At 49.2% G+C, this 16,709-nt stretch carries 11 protein-coding genes; 4 read left to right on the forward strand and 7 right to left on the reverse strand.

The features are described 5' to 3' along the window. Positions 1–380: 380 nt before the first annotated feature. Positions 381–2,345 carry an amidase family protein gene (locus IEX98_RS08780; RefSeq protein ID WP_229692064.1) on the forward strand — a complete coding sequence of 655 codons (1,965 nt, stop codon included), beginning with the start codon at positions 381–383 and terminating at the stop codon, positions 2,343–2,345. Between the two features lie 247 nt (positions 2,346–2,592). Here the strand turns inward: IEX98_RS08780 and IEX98_RS08785 are convergent, their stop codons facing one another. The 5 genes from IEX98_RS08785 to IEX98_RS08805 all read right to left on the reverse strand — a co-directional run bounded on the left by IEX98_RS08785 (position 2,593) and on the right by IEX98_RS08805 (position 8,225). Next, on the reverse strand, positions 2,593–3,021 hold the full coding sequence (locus IEX98_RS08785; protein ID WP_188888584.1) for a DUF6157 family protein: 429 nt from the start codon (positions 3,019–3,021) through the stop codon (positions 2,593–2,595). 736 nt (positions 3,022–3,757) lie between these two features. Then, positions 3,758–5,164: an NAD(P)/FAD-dependent oxidoreductase gene (locus IEX98_RS08790; RefSeq protein ID WP_188889317.1), complete on the reverse strand. Its 1,407-nt coding sequence runs from the start codon at positions 5,162–5,164 to the stop codon at positions 3,758–3,760. A gap of 16 nt (positions 5,165–5,180) precedes the next feature. Next, positions 5,181–5,513 carry an antibiotic biosynthesis monooxygenase family protein gene (locus tag IEX98_RS08795; RefSeq protein ID WP_188888585.1) on the reverse strand — a complete coding sequence of 111 codons (333 nt, stop codon included), beginning with the start codon at positions 5,511–5,513 and terminating at the stop codon, positions 5,181–5,183. 112 nt (positions 5,514–5,625) lie between these two features. Then, positions 5,626–7,317 (reverse strand): dihydroxy-acid dehydratase, encoded by a 1,692-nt coding sequence (ilvD, locus tag IEX98_RS08800; RefSeq protein WP_188888586.1) that lies wholly within the window; start codon positions 7,315–7,317, stop codon positions 5,626–5,628. 242 nt (positions 7,318–7,559) lie between these two features. Further along, on the reverse strand, positions 7,560–8,225 hold the full coding sequence (locus IEX98_RS08805) for a GntR family transcriptional regulator (protein ID WP_188888587.1): 666 nt from the start codon (positions 8,223–8,225) through the stop codon (positions 7,560–7,562). A 334-nt stretch (positions 8,226–8,559) separates the two neighbouring features. Between IEX98_RS08805 and IEX98_RS08810 the strand changes: the two genes are divergently transcribed. Then, positions 8,560–9,915: a dicarboxylate/amino acid:cation symporter gene (locus IEX98_RS08810; protein WP_188888588.1), complete on the forward strand. Its 1,356-nt coding sequence runs from the start codon at positions 8,560–8,562 to the stop codon at positions 9,913–9,915. A gap of 1,003 nt (positions 9,916–10,918) precedes the next feature. Here IEX98_RS08810 and IEX98_RS08815 read toward each other — a convergent pair. Together IEX98_RS08815 and IEX98_RS08820 are read right to left on the reverse strand one after the other, a co-directional pair. Further along, a complete protein-coding gene (locus IEX98_RS08815; RefSeq protein ID WP_188888589.1) occupies positions 10,919–13,774 on the reverse strand; it encodes an S-layer homology domain-containing protein in 2,856 nt (951 codons plus the stop codon). Positions 13,775–13,830: 56 nt separating this feature from the next. Beyond that, on the reverse strand, positions 13,831–14,571 hold the full coding sequence (locus IEX98_RS08820; RefSeq protein WP_188888590.1) for a hypothetical protein: 741 nt from the start codon (positions 14,569–14,571) through the stop codon (positions 13,831–13,833). Positions 14,572–14,924: 353 nt separating this feature from the next. On the opposite strand from IEX98_RS08820, the gene IEX98_RS08825 reads away from it, so the two are divergent. Continuing rightward, positions 14,925–15,902, forward strand: coding sequence for an ABC transporter ATP-binding protein (locus IEX98_RS08825; protein WP_188888591.1), 978 nt, complete (start codon positions 14,925–14,927; stop codon positions 15,900–15,902). Next, entirely contained in the window at positions 15,902–16,705 is an 804-nt protein-coding gene (locus tag IEX98_RS08830; RefSeq protein ID WP_188888592.1) for an ABC transporter permease, read from the forward strand. Before IEX98_RS08825 ends, IEX98_RS08830 begins: the two co-directional genes overlap by 1 nt. The last annotated feature ends 4 nt before the right edge of the window (positions 16,706–16,709 follow it).

Below are 16,709 nucleotides of genomic sequence, written 5' to 3' on the forward strand. Positions count from 1 at the left end.
CGTGTATAAATACCTACCTATTTAATCGTCCATTTGTCTCTTGCGAGTTATTATATATCGGAATAGTCGGAATTACAAAGACTTTTTTATAGGGATTATTTTCAGCTCGTTAGTTGATCGATGCCCTATATTTAGCGATAGATTACATGACGCAATTTAGTTGATTTTTTTGATGAAAATGAACTATATCAAATTTCATGTTAAATAATCTAACATAAATATAATCATCAGAGGAAACAAGAGAAAAGAGTAGATTTTCAGAGAAAACGACAGAATTCATTCATTATTCTATTGAATTTAAGCATTGCCTATTCTATTACCCTTCTACTATAATCACTTTAATGTTAGATTATATTACATAAAGGAATGGGGCATACTTCATGAACAAACAACTAAGATGGACCCGGAAAGCAGCCTTTGCCATTGTGACAAGCGTCATGCTGGCGACAGCGCCACTCTCCGCATTCGCAGCAACACCCTCTACATCATCAGCAGCAGTCGCTGTATACACAGGGGATGCAGCTAAAGCTATCGCTCTTCAGTTTGGATCTGAAAGCAAAGCCAAAAACAAACTTGTTACTTCTTCCGAGCTGAGCACCATTTTCAACAAGGCTGCAAAAGCTGCCGGCGGCACTCAAAGCTTCAAGCTGAAAAACAGTGATTCCGTAACCCGTAAAGACGCTGCAACATTGATCGCAGGGACGTTAAAGCTGCCTCCTAAACCTGAATCCTACAAGGACGTGCCGGACAAAGAAGCCTATGCTTCGGCTGTCGGTGCAGTGTCCGCCTTCCAAATTATGACTGGCTCAACCGCGGATCGTTTTAATCCGTCTGGAAAGCTCACTTATGAGCAAGCTTACGCGCTCTCCTATCGAATCTATGATTATATTAAACCGTTCGAATTGGTAGAAGCGACGATCAGCTCCATCCAAAAAGCGGTTGACCAAGAGAAGCTGACTTACGAAGGGCTTGTTCAACAATATCTCGATCGTATTGCAAAATACGATGATCAGAACACATCGATCAACGCCCTTATTACGATTAATCCAAAAGCGCTCGAAATCGCGAAAGAACTTGATAAAGAACGCAAAACGAAAGGCAAGCGCAGCTCGCTGCACGGTATTCCTATCATCGTGAAGGACAACTTCGACACGAGTGACATGCCTACAACCGCTGGCTGCCTTTGCCTGAAAGATTCGATTCCTAAGGAAGATGCCGATCAAGTCGCACTTCTGAAAAAGCAAGGAGCGATCATCCTGGCTAAAGCCAATCTGCATGAATTCGCGTTTGGCATTACGACCGAAAGCTCGCTTGGCGGACAAACGCTAAATCCGTATGCGCTTGATCACTATCCAGGCGGATCGAGTGGCGGCACCGGCGCTTCTATCGCCGCGAACTTCGCACTTGCAGGACTTGGCACCGACACCGGCGGTTCGATTCGCATTCCATCTTCATTCAACAGCCTTGTCGGCATTCGTCCAACTGTCGGTCTGTCCAGCCGTGACGGAATCATTCCGCTGGCACTGACTCAGGACGTTGGCGGCCCAATGGCCCGGACCGTGACGGACGCTGCAATTCTGCTGGATGCTACAGCAGGCTATGACAAAGACGATGTTGCAACTGCTTATGCAGTCGGACACATTCCAAGCAGTTATACCAACTACCTCGATGTGAACGGATTAAAAGGAGCCCGCATCGGCGTAGCTGTAGAGTTGCTGCCGGAGACCGCAGCCGAGAAGCCGGTAACGGACATCGTGAAAGCAGCGATTAAAGATATCGAGAGACTGGGCGGCACGGCTGTTCCGATTGAAATTCCAAACATCAAAACGTTGCTGGGCTACCCTAGCTTGAGCGGCTACGAATTCAAGTTTCAACTGAATGAATACTTGGCCGAGCTTGGTGATAAAGCACCGTATCATACGCTGACAGAAATTATTGATTCCGGCCAAGTTCTTAAATCACAGCTGGAATCGATGAAAACCCGTAATGCTAGAACTGAGCTGGAAACCCAAGAGTACAAAGACATTATTTTGTACCGTACGAAGCAAAACCGCGATGCCATGCTGAAGCTGATGGCCGACAATAACTTGGATGCTATCGTCTACCCGTCGACGAGCCAAACGGCTGCTAAAATCGGCGAAGGACAAAATGCCGGCGTCAACAACCGTCTCAGTGCATTCACTGGCTTCCCTGCCATTTCCGTTCCGGCTGGCTTCACTCCGGAAGGTCTGCCAGTAGGCATCGAATTTATGGCCCGGTCTTTCGACGAGCCGACCCTAATCAAACTGGCTTACGCTTACGAGCAAGGCACGCATAACCGCAAAGCACCTGTACTGCTTCCTTAGAATATGAGGGAGTGTATAGCAAAAGAATAGGCCGGCCCAAAAGCAGTTTCGAAAAAAATTAGCCCCCACTTTTTGTGTAATATGCGCGTAAAAAAGAACCTTCAGATCCACTTTCTTCGTGGTTTTGAAGGTTCTTTTGCACATACTATGGGATTCTCTCACTCGGGCTTCCCCTTTTGGGACAGCCCCTTCTTAACTTATAGTCCGGTGTCTTGCTATCGAATCAGGCACAATTGGCCGTAGCTGTTTATTTTGGCTTACTGTTCCGCATTGCCGCCACTACAGTGACACTCTTGTCTTCCCCGCTTGCATACCGTTCATACTCGGGTGAACCAACTTCATATAAAGCCAATTTGCCCTCACCATTGAAGTGAATGCCCCAGCCATATTTTTTCGGCAGCATCGAAGCTCTCATACATGCCGTCGGCCGCTGGTAAAACTCATCTTTAAGCTGAGTTCCGTTCGCTTCAATTTCCTCTTGAGGTATCTCCTTATGAAGAACATGCACCTCGAAGAGCAGATCTTCCTGACTATATTCATAGGGATGATCAGCAACAAGCTCGAACTCAATGCCGGGCTTTGTCTTGCCGGTTTTCTTACTAGGCGGAACCAAGCCCTTCTCTGCAGGACAATCCGGCGCCACTTTGATAAAGGTATTGTAATAGTTCCATTCCATCTTAAGAACCCCTCCTATGATTGAACGCCTACTATCATCCATTATAAACGAACCGAGTTCGAGTTATAAGACGACTCCGGATTCTGCTAAAAGCATTCCAACTGCTGCCTCGTACCCTCGCATGCCGCGGGCAGCGAATTAGCGAAGCTGGTTCGTTGTTTAACGAACCAAACTTCACTATAGTTCCCCTCAAGGCGGGTCATTCTCTCATTAGCGAAGAGATTTTCGCTATCCGTGAACCTGCGTTCATGAGTAGCGAAGCTAGCTTCGCTATACCCTGAGTCGGCTCCATGCGCACCCTCCTACAGCGAAACTGGCTTCGCTATTTTGTGAAGCTGCTTCGTTATAGACCTTAATCCACGCATGCAGCGAATTAGCGAAGCTGGTTCGTTGTTTAACGTACCAAACCTCGCTATAGCTCCTCTCAAGGCGGGTCATTCTCTCATTAGCGAAGAGGTTTTCGCTATCCGTGAACCTGCGTTCATGAGTAGCGAAGCTAGCTTCGCTATGCCCTGAGTCAGCTCCATGCGCACCCTCCTACAGCGAAACTGACTTCGCTATTTTGCGAGCCTGCTTCGTTATTGCACTTGCATCAGAGTTCGCACTCCGAATCCAGCTTCAATGAAGAGTGAATGACGGCCTAATCCAGTAGCATAGTTAGTTGTTTAATAGCGGAGTTCCCCCACTGTGGCTGTACAGAGCAGGTTTAGGTCGTATGCATAAGGGTAGTGTTCTCTCAAGTCTCACTCTGATCATTTAGACATTGCTGCGCGACCTGGCGGGCCACATGAATGCCGCTCGCGGCCGCTTGCGACAAGGAGTGCGTCACGCCGGAGCAATCACCGGCGACATACAGCCCCGGGACGCGTGTCTCCAGCGACGCGTTCGTCTCTATGCTTGGCGCATAAAATTTGCCGTCGATGCCGTATATCATCGTATCCTCATCAATCGGCTCGCCAAGCAGCCGTTCCAGCGCTGTCAAAAAATCAAGCAGCGCCTTCGTATACAGCTCGGGTACCTCGTTCGCCAGCTGTGCAGGATCAACCTGCAGTGTTGGCGTTACACGGTTCCGCCGCATCGCCTCCGGCTCAGTCGCTCTGCCGAGCCGCAAATCTCCAAGCCGCTGGGCGGCAATTCGTTCGCCGCCGCGATTGATACCTCCAATAACGCCGCGTGCGAAGCTGTCGGCAGCCTCCATGGAACCAAAATATCTCGGAACGAACAATGTAAAGTTCAGATTCGCAGAACCTCCCTCATCTCGCTCCCGAAAATTTTGGCCGTCCGGCATGACCATTCCGTCCTGATGCTTGCGAATGACGCGACCGCTAGGATTCATACAATAGGTCGTCGCTGCATAGTCCTCGCCCACATATTGCAGCTTCGTCTCGAACGTTTCCCCGAGTATGGTATCCAATTGGTTGCCGCGCATTTCTACCCGCAGGCCAAGGTCAACTCTGGCCGAGTCTTGTCCAATACCAAGCGCCTGACATTGCGCTGCCATCCAATCGACGCCGCTTCGCCCTGTTGCAAAAACAAGCTTCCGCGTAGTGAGCGTCCGTCTTCCTTCCGCACCGTCAACGTCAAGCACAAGCTTGAAGCCGCCCTCCACCACATGAACCGCGGCTACTTCCGTCTCAAACGACAAAGCGATACGGCTTAACAAATAGTGCTGCAGCTTCTCCAGTATGACAGACGACAGCGCCGAGCCCAGATGGCGGGTTCTCGTCGTTAATACTGCTAGCCCGGCCTGTCGTGCACGTTCCGTTAGCGCCGGATTTTCCGTACTATAGTCGGCAGCGGCCTCCCCGCCATATTCGCAGAGCACCGCATCCACTTCATCCATTAAAGCCATAGCGGCCTCGCCGCCAACCTTTCTTTCCAAACCGCCGCCAAAATCATTCGTATAATTAAACTTTCCTTCCGATTTGCCCAATCCGCCAAAACCGATATATTTGGCGCAGGATACACAGTCACAGCTTTCTCCCCGGTCCAGCGGGCAGAGCCGTTCCTCTACTCTTTTCCCCTTGTCGATCAGTAAAATATTCAGTGGCCTCTGTTGCTGGCGCTCCTGCATCTTCGCCAATTCATGGGCCGCGAAGACGCCGCCGACTCCGGCGCCAATTATCGTTACATCATAATCCATATCTATCATCGTGCTCTTAGAGCTCCGAGGAATTGAAATCATATTCTTTTTCCACCTTGCATATTTTCACCTGATAGCTGGAGTACCATTGCTCCCGGCCGGTCCGTTGAGCGGTCAGATGCTCTTCATTCCGCTTCCATTCGCGAATCGCTTCCAGGCTGTCCCAGTAGGATACCGTAATGCCTGCTCCTGAAGCATCCCTTACACTGTCCACACCAATAAAACCGGGCTGCCGTGACGCAAGCTCATCCATTCGCTCCGCAATCTCTCCGTATCCATTATCGCCATCCGTTCGTTTGCTGATAAAAATAACGGCGTAGCGGCTGTCCAAACTCTCCCTCGTCTCCATTCGCTTTGCACCCTCTCCCACCTAATCTTTCTACATTATAGCGCAACTGCTTCTCAAGCAACGACAAAAAAAGCCCCGCCGGACTCATCCGGACGAGGCTTCCTGCTTTCCTTTATTCAAAAAGATCGGTTACTGCGCCCTTCGAAGCAGAGGATACCAGCCTAGAGTACTTAGCCAATACCCCTTTGGAAAATTTCAACGGCGGCTGCACCCATGCTTTAGCACGGCGCTCCAGCTCCTCGGCAGACACCTCGAAGCCAATCTCCTGCGTTTCACTGTCAATGACGACTTGATCGCCGTTTTGCAGCAGCCCAATCGGACCACCCACTTGAGCCTCAGGTGCAACATGACCGATAACGAAACCATGCGAACCTCCCGAAAATCTGCCATCCGTAATGAGCGCCACTTCTCCGCCCAATCCTTTTCCGACGATTAACGCCGTTACCGACAACATTTCCGGCATACCCGGTCCGCCCTTAGGACCGCAATAACGAATAACGAGAACGTCCCCTTTATGAATGTCATCGTTCAAAATCGCTGCCGTCGCCTCATCTTCGCTGTCGAACACTTTTGCCGGGCCTGTAAAACGAAGCTTTTTCATCCCCGACATTTTAGCAATAGCACCTTCTGGAGCTAAATTGCCTCTCAGAACAACGAGCGGGCCAGTTGGCTTGAGCGGCTGATCAAACGGTCGAATGATCTCTTGATCTGCCTGCAGCGGTTCCGCATCCGCCAAGTTTTCCGCCAGCGTCTTTCCAGTTACAGTCAGGCAATCGCCATGCAGCAGCCCTTGCTCCAGCAACAGCTTCATAACACCAGGCACGCCGCCGATATCATTCAAATCCTGCATAACGTATTTGCCGCTTGGCTTCAAATCCGCAATATGCGGAACATTCAAACGAATCCGTTCAAAATCATCATACGTAAGGTCGACGCCTACAGAATGAGCAATTGCGGTCAAATGAAGAAACGCATTGGTCGAACCGCCGAGCGCCATGACAACGGTTATGGCGTTTTCGAACGCTTTTTTCGTCATAATGTCCTTCGGATAAATTTCTTTTTCCAATAACTCCAGCACCTGCTTGCCCGCTTCGGCGCACTCTACCGCTTTGCCTGACGAAATTGCCGGCGTTGACGACGAACCAGGAAGGCTCATCCCCAGTGCTTCTGCAGCGGAAGCCATCGTGTTCGCGGTATACATGCCTCCGCAAGCGCCTGGTCCCGGACATACGCTGCATTCTACTTTATGCAGCTCCTTTTCGGTCATTTTACCGTCATGATATTGGCCAACCGCTTCAAAAGCAGTAACGATATCGACGTCTTTGCCATCCAACTTGCCAGGCTGAATCGTTCCGCCGTATACATATACAGCCGGGATATTCATTCGCCCGATCGCCATCAAGCAAGCTGGGGTGTTTTTATCACAGCCGCCAACAGCGACGAGACCGTCGAAACGCTCCGCGTTCGTTACGATCTCGATGGAATCCGCAATCGTCTCCCGGCTTGGCAGGGAGAACAGCATGCCCTCGTGCCCCATGGAAATACCGTCGGAAACGGTAATCGTGTTGAAAATAAGCGGTGCGCCGCCGCTCGATTGAACTCCCTTTTTCGCATGAAGAGCAAGACCGTCAATATGCATATTGCATGGCGTAACCTCGCTCCATGTACTTGCGACGCCGATCATCGGCTTCTTAAAATCTTCATCCTTAAATCCGACCGCCCGAAGCATCGCCCGGTTCGGCACCCGATTTGCGCCCTCGCTGATTACTTTACTGCGGATTCTTAAATCCTTTCCGGTTGTCATCCTAATCCTTCCTTTCATCATGATCTGCTTATTAATAGGACTACGCTGATTTTTATGATATATGCAATATATCGCATACATATATAGAATGCAAGAGGTATGTTTGCTTGCTTCATCTCAGTCCAGCTGCCGCTGCTGATACTACAGCTTATACCCCGTTATATTAAATTACACATTGCGGAAAATAAAAAAACGCCTTTCGGCGTTTTTAGTGTGATTCCTTTTCATTAAATGTAGATGGCTCAAATGAGTGAATACAGCTCATTCATCGGCCGGATTAAATTTTGCTTCATGATGGCGGAAGCTGCTTCGGCATCTCTTTTTTCCAATGCGGAAATTAAAGCGGCATGCTCCTCGACAGAGCCTAATGTAGTCGTGTTCGGCTGTTTAAGAAAGACATACTTGAATCTTCGAATATGAATCTGCAAGGATGCACTGAATGAAGCGATATAGGCGTTATCCGACGCCTCCACTACAATGTTATGCAGCTGCTCATCGATCTCCATCGCCTGATACGGCTGACCGCTATCGATTGCTGCACCGAATTGTTCATTTAAGGACTTCAGCATTTCAATCTGCTGCGGCGTTATAAGTGCAGCAGCATGTTCCGCGGCTAGAGCGTGAAGCACCGCCATCGTCGGATACATTTTCAAAATATCGTCCTTCTCAATAAGCGTGACCCGGGTTTCTTTTCCCGGATGCATGGAGACAAGTCCTTGTACCTCTAGCAATTGGAGCGCCTCCCGGATCGGCGTGCGGCTAACTGCAAGAGATTCAGCCAGCTCAGCATCGAGCAATTTTTCGCCAGGCAGCAATGTACCCTCGATAATCCATCGTTGAAGCTGGGAGAAGGCCCGCTCTTTGGCCGTCATTCGAATCGGCGAAGCAAAATCTTTCGGTACCGGCATTTATCTCATCCTTCTCTATCTTTTTCTTCGCAATATATCGCATAAACATACAGAATGCAAGCCTAGCTCGAAAGACCAACTATGCCTGTGGTACAGCCGATAGTTACTAGAATATCTGCATGCTCAAGAACATAAAATGATACCAAATTAAGCACTTTAATGAAGAGCCTCCCGATATGTATAGCATTAGTGAATACAACCAAAACGATTGCTTTACATAAAAAATATCGTTGACATCCCCGCTTAACGGGTGATATATTGTTTTCATTCTAAAGCATAGTAATCAGGTCGGCTTTATACAAGTACTATGTTATTTCAAGAGAGGATGTTCATCATGGAAAACAATCTGGTCACCGCCTTTCAGGATAACTGGATTACATTAGGCGTTTCCGCAGTACTTCTTGCACTGCTTTATTTTATGGCTAAAAAACGTGTCGGCTTCGGCACACGGGTGCTAGTCGCACTTGGCCTCGGCCTCGTTGCAGGCGTTATCTTCAACAACTTCCAATTGAAGTTTGAAGGCGTCGGCACAATTGGCTCCATCTATGTCAGCTTGATCCGCATGATCGTTATTCCGCTAGTATTTGTACTCGTCATTAACAGTATTATTTCAATAACTAACATCGCTTTTCTTAAAAAAATCGGTATCAAGACCGTTGCCTGGTTCCTCGGCACGACTGGCGTAGCCGCTATTATCGGCTTACTGGTTGCACTTGCAATTAACCCGGCTGGTACGTTTGAAGCTAGTCAGCCTGAAGGCTTTGAAGCCCGCGAAGTGCCAAGCTTCTTCCAGGTTATTCTCGATCTGGTACCATCCAACCCGGTTAACGAAGCCGCTACTGGCAAAGTCCTTCCGGTATTGATCTTCGCCCTTTTCATTGCGATCGCAATCGTGAAAGTAGGCTCCAAAAAGCCTGAAGCCGTTCAACCGGTTAAAGCACTGTTCGCTTCCTTGACGGAAGTACTGCATCAGGTTGTAAAATTCGTCCTTCGCTTTACACCTTACGGCGTATACGCACTGATTGCCGTTATGGCAGCGAAATACGGCTTGGAAACATTGAAGCCGCTGGCAACACTCATTCTCGTCAGCTACATCGCATTGATTATACATTTTGTCTTCGTATTCGGCGGCCTTGTGGCTTTCGTTGGCAAGCTGAATCCGCTTCGCTTCTTTAAAAAGGCTTACCCGACAGTTGCCGTTGGTTTCACAACCCGCAGCAGCTACGCAACACTGCCAATTAACCTTGAAGTGATTACGAAACGCCTTGGCGTATCGCCGCGAATTGCCAGCTTTGTTGCACCGCTTGGCGCTACGATGAACTTCAACGGCTGCGGCGGCATCTGGCCGGCTATCGTTTCCGTATTCGTTGCCAGCGTTTACGGCATTCATTTAAGCTTTACCGACTACATCCTAATTGTAGCTGTCAGCATTATTTCTTCCATCGGTGTTGCAGGCGTACCTGGACCTGCCTCGATCTCCACAACTGTCGTATTGACAGCGCTTGGCCTTCCGCTCGAAGGACTTGCAATGGTTGTTGCCGTTGAGTCGCTGATCGACATGGGCCGTACTGCAGTTAACGCAACAGGAACAACGGTTACAGCTGTACTCGTTGCAAACTCCGAAGGCGAGCTCGACCGCGAAGTATTCAACAGCAATGACAACGATGAGTTGGAATTGAACCCGGCTTAATAACTGGCTTGTCAAAAACTGCCCCTGATCACCGATGGTGACGGGGCAGTTTTTTTGTTGGCTTATATGCCACTGCTTCACTGGCCTTCAGCGAAGTTTGCTTCGTTATTTAACGAAGCCGCTTCGCTGTTGCATGACTCTGTCCATTGCACCAGCATTGCTGGGTTTGCAATAGTGGTGTTACTACCACTATTGCAGACCTTAGACAAAGGGCTAGCATTGCCGCTAGCAGTAAAATAACGTCAACAGCGAAGCGGATTCGCTATTTTGAGAAATTCACTTCGCTATTGGCTGATATGCCCCTGCTTATTGTCGTACAACGAAGCTGGTTCGCTAATTTGCGAACCTATTTTCGCTCTTGCTTACCTAGCAGCATCCACTCCCTCCTAGAGCGAACCTAATTTCGCTATTCGTGAACTTAGGTTCTCCAGTTGCGAAGCTAGCTTCGCTATCAACTAATATGCCATTGCTTCACTGGCCTACAGCGAAGTTTGCTTCGTTATTTAACGAAGCCGCTTCGCTATTGCATAACTCTGTCCATTATCACCAGCATTGTTGGGTTTGCGAGAGCGAAGCGGATTCGCTATTTTGAGAAATTCACTTCGCTATTGGCTGATATGCCCCTGCTTATGGGCCTACAACGAAGCTGGTTCGCAGATTAGCGAACCTATTTTCGCTCTTGCTTACCTAGCAGCATCCACTTCCTCCTAGAGCGAACCTAATTTCGCTATTCGTGAACCTAGGTTCTCCAGTTGCGAAGCTAGCTTCGCTATCTGCTGATATGCCACTGCTTCACTGGCCTACAGCGAAGTTTGCTTCGTTATTTAACGAAGCCGCTTCGCTATCAAACAAATCAGAGGTTACTCTAAATAACGATAAAGTTAATTCTACCTCTACGCCCAATATCGCCTAATCAAGTTACTCCTACTTCCCATCCCCCTAGCCATACATCCATGCAACTAAAGAAAGGGCAGCCAATTGGCCGCCCTTTCTTTGATCTTTCTTATTTGCTGAGCAAGTTGTAGATGACTTGAGCTGCTTCTGCTCGAGTCGTCACGCCCAGCGGGTTAAGCTTGTTGTTGCTGCCGGAGACCACTCCGCCTTCAACCAGTGCTTTGAATGCTTCTGCAGCATAGCCAGCGATTTGGTTCGCATCCGTGTAGCTCGCAATCGTTGCGTTCGTTTTCTCGGCAGGAAGCTCTCCAAGAACCGTCAGCGAACGATGAAGCAGCGTAAACAGATCTTGACGCGAAATTGCTTTGTTTGGCTCGAATTGATTGTCGCCTGTGCCATTGGCAATACCGAGACGTTTGGCAGCCGCCAAGTATGGCGTGTAATACGTATTGCCTGCATCCGAATAGTTATCGGCAGCATTGCTATCGGCTTGAATACCGTACGCATTAAGCAGCAGAACGATAAATTGTCCTCTAGTAATCGTTGCATTCGGGCTGAAATGAGTTTCATCCGTACCGTTAGCGATTTCTCTCGCCGCCAAATAATGTACTGCATTGGCATACCAAGCAGTTGGCGCAACGTCCGCAAAGTTTACTGCGTTCAGACCGATAATGTATTGCGAGAAATGCTTCGTTGAAAACTCTACCGTTCCGGTCTCCGCACGATATTGGCCGCGGATCGTCTCCAGGCCCTCATCAGAAACGTAGTAAACGATAATTGCGTTAGCATCTTCTCCAGCTTTAAGCGTATACGGAATGCTTACATTAACGGTTCCGCCTCCGAAAGTAGTGATTTCCTTCTCGCCAGCAAAAATAGTCAAGTTATAAACCGGGCGGTCGCCCAGCACTTCCTTGCCTTCTGCTGTAAGCTCACCTTTCGTGATTCTTACGTTAATGTTGCTCGCACCAGCTTCTGCGCCAACGCTTTTGACAGCTGCTGCATCCAGAACAATCGTACCGACATTGGCAAAATCGAACTGCACAGCCGCTTGCGTGCTATCTCCGATTTGGGCGAAAGCACTGCCTGGAATCGTTACGTCTGCTGATTTTGTTTGTGCAGGCGCATCGATTTTGATCGATGCAAGAGCCGGTTTGCCTTCCGCTTCTGCCTTCTTAATGTTCTCCAGCAAGCCGTTCACTGCAGTTGTGGAAACAGTTGCACTTGTTGTACCCTCAGCTGCATTAGAGGTCGACACAGCCGTTATCGTTGTCGATACGGGAGTACTCGGGTTAGTCGTACCAGGTCCGCCAGTCGTTGGAGGCGTACCGCCGCCTGCGTTGCCGTTACCACCGTTACCGCCATCTCCTCCACCAGTTGGAGGAACGTATGCCGGAACGTCCAGTTTCACGGACGGACTTGCCTTGAAGCCATCTTTGGCTGCATAACGGATGTAGTAAGTGCCTGCTCCCAGACCTGTAATTGTAGTATCCGTAACCGGAGCGTATACCGTAGCTTGCGCTAGCTTGTACTCCAGCCCGACAACTGCACCTGTAATTTTGCCATCGTTATTGCTTGCTGACGTTGGGGCCGATGCCGCTAATGGCAACGAAGGTGCCGCTTGCGCCGATTGACCTGTTAACGTAGGGAAGAGATTGTCCAATCCTTCCGTGTAGTTGTTGTAATTTACGCCTGTAGCGCCGTTACGTACATAATTCGGTTGAATATTTGTCCACGAGTACATGAGCTCAACATGTCCCAGAATCGGAGCCGCTTTGCCTTCTCCGTCTTTATGGTCTTTATCATAAGTGAACAGGTATGGCACTTGAAGCTTGTTCGCTACAACCGTATTGTTGTCGCCATCCACGTAGCTTACATTGTTTCTCGACTTGTCGTAGAGCGTTACGATATTCGTTAAGTACTTGTTAACCAAATCTACGTAAAGATTCGCATCCGGATGGCCGGTTGCACGGACTTGAAGCCGGTTATTTGCGTGCGGGTCGTTCGTTGGGTCGGAGGCGTATACGCCTGCATCCAGCTTCGGATCCCACATGTAAATTTTATCGACATTATAGGCTTTGGCATATTTGTTGATGAATTTGATCGCCGCTTGCGTATTCGGGCACCATGATCCGCCGAACAAAATCGCGTACTTGCCTTCACTGCCTAGCAAGCCCAGCAATTGGTCGTAGGTCACATGCTCAAATACGATCGATTGGTCGGCGCTATCAAAAATCGTCGCTTTTCCGTTCGTATTAAAGGCTGTTGTAAAATAGTCAAAATCGTTAATCGTATCAATTTTAGCTGCTTTAACGCCTTCAACTTCCTCGGAAACTTGATCGAACAGCGCTTCTACCTGACTTCTGTAGCTGTCTGCTGCCAAATCACCAGCCTCAAGAGAAGCGATAATTGGAGCACGGCCGCCTTCCTCATCTACATGATCCTTATTGTAGATGAACAAGTATGGCTCGTTCACTTTAGGTGCAGTTACTGCTCCTACGCCAGCTTTATCATAGCTGACTACTTCTTCCGAAGTTGTCTGCAAGTTAGTCAAATACTTGTTCACCAGTTCCACGTAATAATCGGCAAACGGGTTGCTGCTGTCCGCAATATCAAGCGTTGCGCCATCCAGCTTGGTATCGAAATTGTAAATCGTTTGAACGCCATATTGTTTGGCCGTTTCATTAATAATTCCGATATGCTCCTGCGTGCTTGTACTCCAAGCCCCGCCAATCAGAACGGCAAAGGTGCCGGCGCTGTCAAACAGATGAACGATATCCTCGTAAGTGGCCGTTCTGAACACATGGTTCTCATCATTCAGTTCGCTGTATACGGAATTGAAATAGTTATAATGGCTGACTACGCTTCCTGAAGCTGCCGATGCACTTGGCGTTTGAAATGCCGGCACGAGCAGCAATGCGGTCAGAAGCAAAGCTACGATTTTTTTAGATTTGTAAGCTAGTTTCATAGTGCTTCGATTCTCCTTTTATTGATTCTGATTTGTCTAGGCTGGTTAAATCGCAATTAGCAAATTTCTTCGTCCGAACCCGAATTGGAGCCGGAAGAACCCGAACCCGAGGAAGAAGACGAAGAGCTAGAAGAGGAACCCGAATCCGACGAGCCGGAAGGTGCTGCTTTCTTTTCTTCCTTCTGAACGAAGCTGCCCGATTTCTTATCCTTTGGCTGAGCTGTTGGCGCAGGTGCCGGAGCTTCTTGTGCCGGTGCGCTCGCTTGCGGCTGTTGCTTCACTTCCGCAGCAGGTTTAGCTGTTGCTTGCGGCTTTGCCGGTTTCTCTTCTGCTTTAGGAGCAGCTGTCGGTTGAACCTGTTTGTCATCGCTTTTTGGAGCGGCTTGCGGCTGCTGCTTCGTCTCCGGTTTCGCAGCTGGCTCTGACGACTTCACTTCAGGCTTCGCAGTTGCCTCTGCCGCTGCAGGTTGCTGCTTCGTGTCCGATTTTGCTGCAGGCTCTGACACCTTCGCTTCAGGCTTCACAGCGGCGTCCGCTGCTGGCTGTTGTTTCTCTTCCGATACCGTCGTTGCTGCTGTTGTTGCTGCCTTCGGCTGCACGTCTGCCGGTGCCTCTGTCGCTTTCGGCTGCTCTCCAACTGTTGTCGCTTGCTGCGCTGCCGGTTCTTTCGTTGCAGCCGCAGCCGAACGATCTCCCGATCCGTTATTTGCAAATACCGCCGCATAAGTCACCACAAGAACGACTGCGGAGGCTACAATAATTGATGCCGTTAATTTTTTTGTCCCGAGCTTTTTCATGATATGAATACAACCCTTTCGTTTCGCTCTTTGAGCTTATTGTTTGCCATGACCCTGCTGTGTTCTTTTCTTTTTTGGATAAAAAAAGAAGACTCAACAAAGAGCACTTTCGCTCTGGGTTGAATCTCTGGCCGTCCAGTAGATTAATCATCCTATGTTATCCGATTAAGATGGTAAGCTTTACATCTTGTTTTTTTATATTAACGGCCTATTAACGCAGTGTCAATATATTATTTTATTTATCCTATCGTTTTTGTCGGATTTATATCTTTTAAAGTTTTAATTGACAACGTTTACAAACAAATGGTAATATCTTCTCCCTGTCAATTTACAATGTTAGGAGGGATTTACACTTGATTCAGGTAGAAGGAATAAGCAAAACCTTTCTGGTAGCCAAGCGGCCGCCAGGTCTTAAGCATGCGGTCAAATCGTTATTTCACCGGGAGTATACGAAGGTTGAGGCGCTTCAAGACATCAGCTTCCACATCCCGAAGGGAGAGATCGTCGGTTATATCGGCCCCAACGGAGCAGGCAAATCGACCACGATCAAAGTCATGAGCGGCATTCTGGTGCCGGATCGCGGCAGCTGCACCATTATGGGCCATACACCCTGGAAGGATCGCGTAGCTTACGTAAAAAATATCGGTGTCGTATTCGGACAGCGAAGCCAGCTGTGGTGGGACGTGCCGGTCATCGATTCCTTTGAGCTGCTTCGCGATATTTACCGGATTCCGCAGGGCGAATACAGCAGCATGCTCACTCTATTGACCGATACGCTGGATCTGGGCAGCCTTCTCCACATGCCCGTAAGGCAGCTCAGTCTGGGTCAGCGGATGCGCTGCGAAATCGCCGCCTCGCTGCTGCACAGCCCCGACATCTTGTTTCTGGACGAGCCGACCATCGGTCTGGACGCCGTCTCCAAAATCGCCGTACGCAACTTCATTAAGACGATCAACAGGGAAAAAGGCGTTACCGTCATTCTCACCACGCATGACATGAACGACATCGAAGCACTCGCCAATCGAATTCTGCTGATCGGCAAAGGCACCTTGCTTTATGACGGGAGCGTGCAAGGCTTGCGCGGCCGGTTCAGCACGAAACGGACAATTACAGCAGATTATCGCGAGAACACCGTTCCGCTCCAGCTTCCCGGAGCATCCATCCTGTCATGGACGCCGGACCGAGCGGTCATTAGCGTCGATACAGAACAGCTTATGATGGCAGAAGTGCTTACCCAATTGTCCAGTCAGGTCGAGCTGCTCGATGTCGCTATCGATACGCAGCCCATCGAAGACATCATCGTCCAAATGTATAAGGAGTACCAACTGTAATGAAGGCATACCTTTCTGTTTTTAAGATGCGCTTGAACAACGGCCTGCAATACCGGGCGGCAGCACTTGCCGGAATCGGTACGCAGTTCTTTTTCGGCTTCATCTTCATTATGATCTTCGAGGCCTTTTACGCCCATACCGTTACGCCTCCTGAAATGACGCTTTCCGAGGTGATTACCTACACTTGGCTCAAGCAAGCTTTTCTCGCCTTTGTTGTCCTATGGCTGCGAGACAATGAGCTGTTTCAACTCATTACAAGCGGGAACATTGCCTACGAGCTTTGCCGGCCAAGCGGCCTTTACGGACTTTGGTACGCCAAGCTGCTTGCGCAGCGCATCTCGAGCGCCCTGCTTCGCTGCTTCCCTATTCTTATCGTCACGCTGTTTCTGCCCGAGCCCTACCGGCTTAAACTGCCGCCAGACTTTCCCTCTCTGCTGCTGTTCCTCGCCGTGCTGATTGCCGGACTGCTCATGCTGGTTGCCATCTCTATGCTCATCTACATCTCAGTGTTCGTTACGATGTCTCCGGCCGGATCATTGCTCTTGTTCAGCGTCTTTGGCGAATTTTTCGCCGGTCTCGTCATTCCTGTCCCGCTTATGCCGGAATGGATGCAAAAAATCGTCTATGTACTGCCATTCCATTGGACGGCCGATTTTCCCTTCCGGGTATTTACCGGCAACATCGGAATCGAAGAAGCTTCAACAGGCTTGTTAATTCAACTCATCTGGTTAGCTGCCCTGGTTGCAATAGGATATTTTACGATGAAAAAAGCGCTTAGCCGCATCGTCGTGCAGGGAGGATAAGTGA

It is taken from the genome of Paenibacillus radicis (ex Gao et al. 2016), assembly GCF_014641555.1.
GTDB classification, from domain to species: Bacteria; Bacillota; Bacilli; order Paenibacillales; family Paenibacillaceae; genus Pristimantibacillus; species Pristimantibacillus radicis.

Coding starts and splice junctions, on each gene's coding strand:
- IEX98_RS08780 (WP_229692064.1), top strand. CDS start 381: ATGAACAAACAACTAAGATGGACCCGGAAAGCAGCCTTTGCCATTGTG.
- IEX98_RS08785 (WP_188888584.1), bottom strand. CDS start 3,021: ATGGAATGGAACTATTACAATACCTTTATCAAAGTGGCGCCGGATTGT.
- IEX98_RS08790 (WP_188889317.1), bottom strand. CDS start 5,164: ATGGATTATGATGTAACGATAATTGGCGCCGGAGTCGGCGGCGTCTTC.
- IEX98_RS08795 (WP_188888585.1), bottom strand. CDS start 5,513: ATGGAGACGAGGGAGAGTTTGGACAGCCGCTACGCCGTTATTTTTATC.
- ilvD (WP_188888586.1), bottom strand. CDS start 7,317: ATGACAACCGGAAAGGATTTAAGAATCCGCAGTAAAGTAATCAGCGAG.
- IEX98_RS08805 (WP_188888587.1), bottom strand. CDS start 8,225: ATGCCGGTACCGAAAGATTTTGCTTCGCCGATTCGAATGACGGCCAAA.
- IEX98_RS08810 (WP_188888588.1), top strand. CDS start 8,560: ATGGAAAACAATCTGGTCACCGCCTTTCAGGATAACTGGATTACATTA.
- IEX98_RS08815 (WP_188888589.1), bottom strand. CDS start 13,774: ATGAAACTAGCTTACAAATCTAAAAAAATCGTAGCTTTGCTTCTGACC.
- IEX98_RS08820 (WP_188888590.1), bottom strand. CDS start 14,571: ATGAAAAAGCTCGGGACAAAAAAATTAACGGCATCAATTATTGTAGCC.
- IEX98_RS08830 (WP_188888592.1), top strand. CDS start 15,902: ATGAAGGCATACCTTTCTGTTTTTAAGATGCGCTTGAACAACGGCCTG.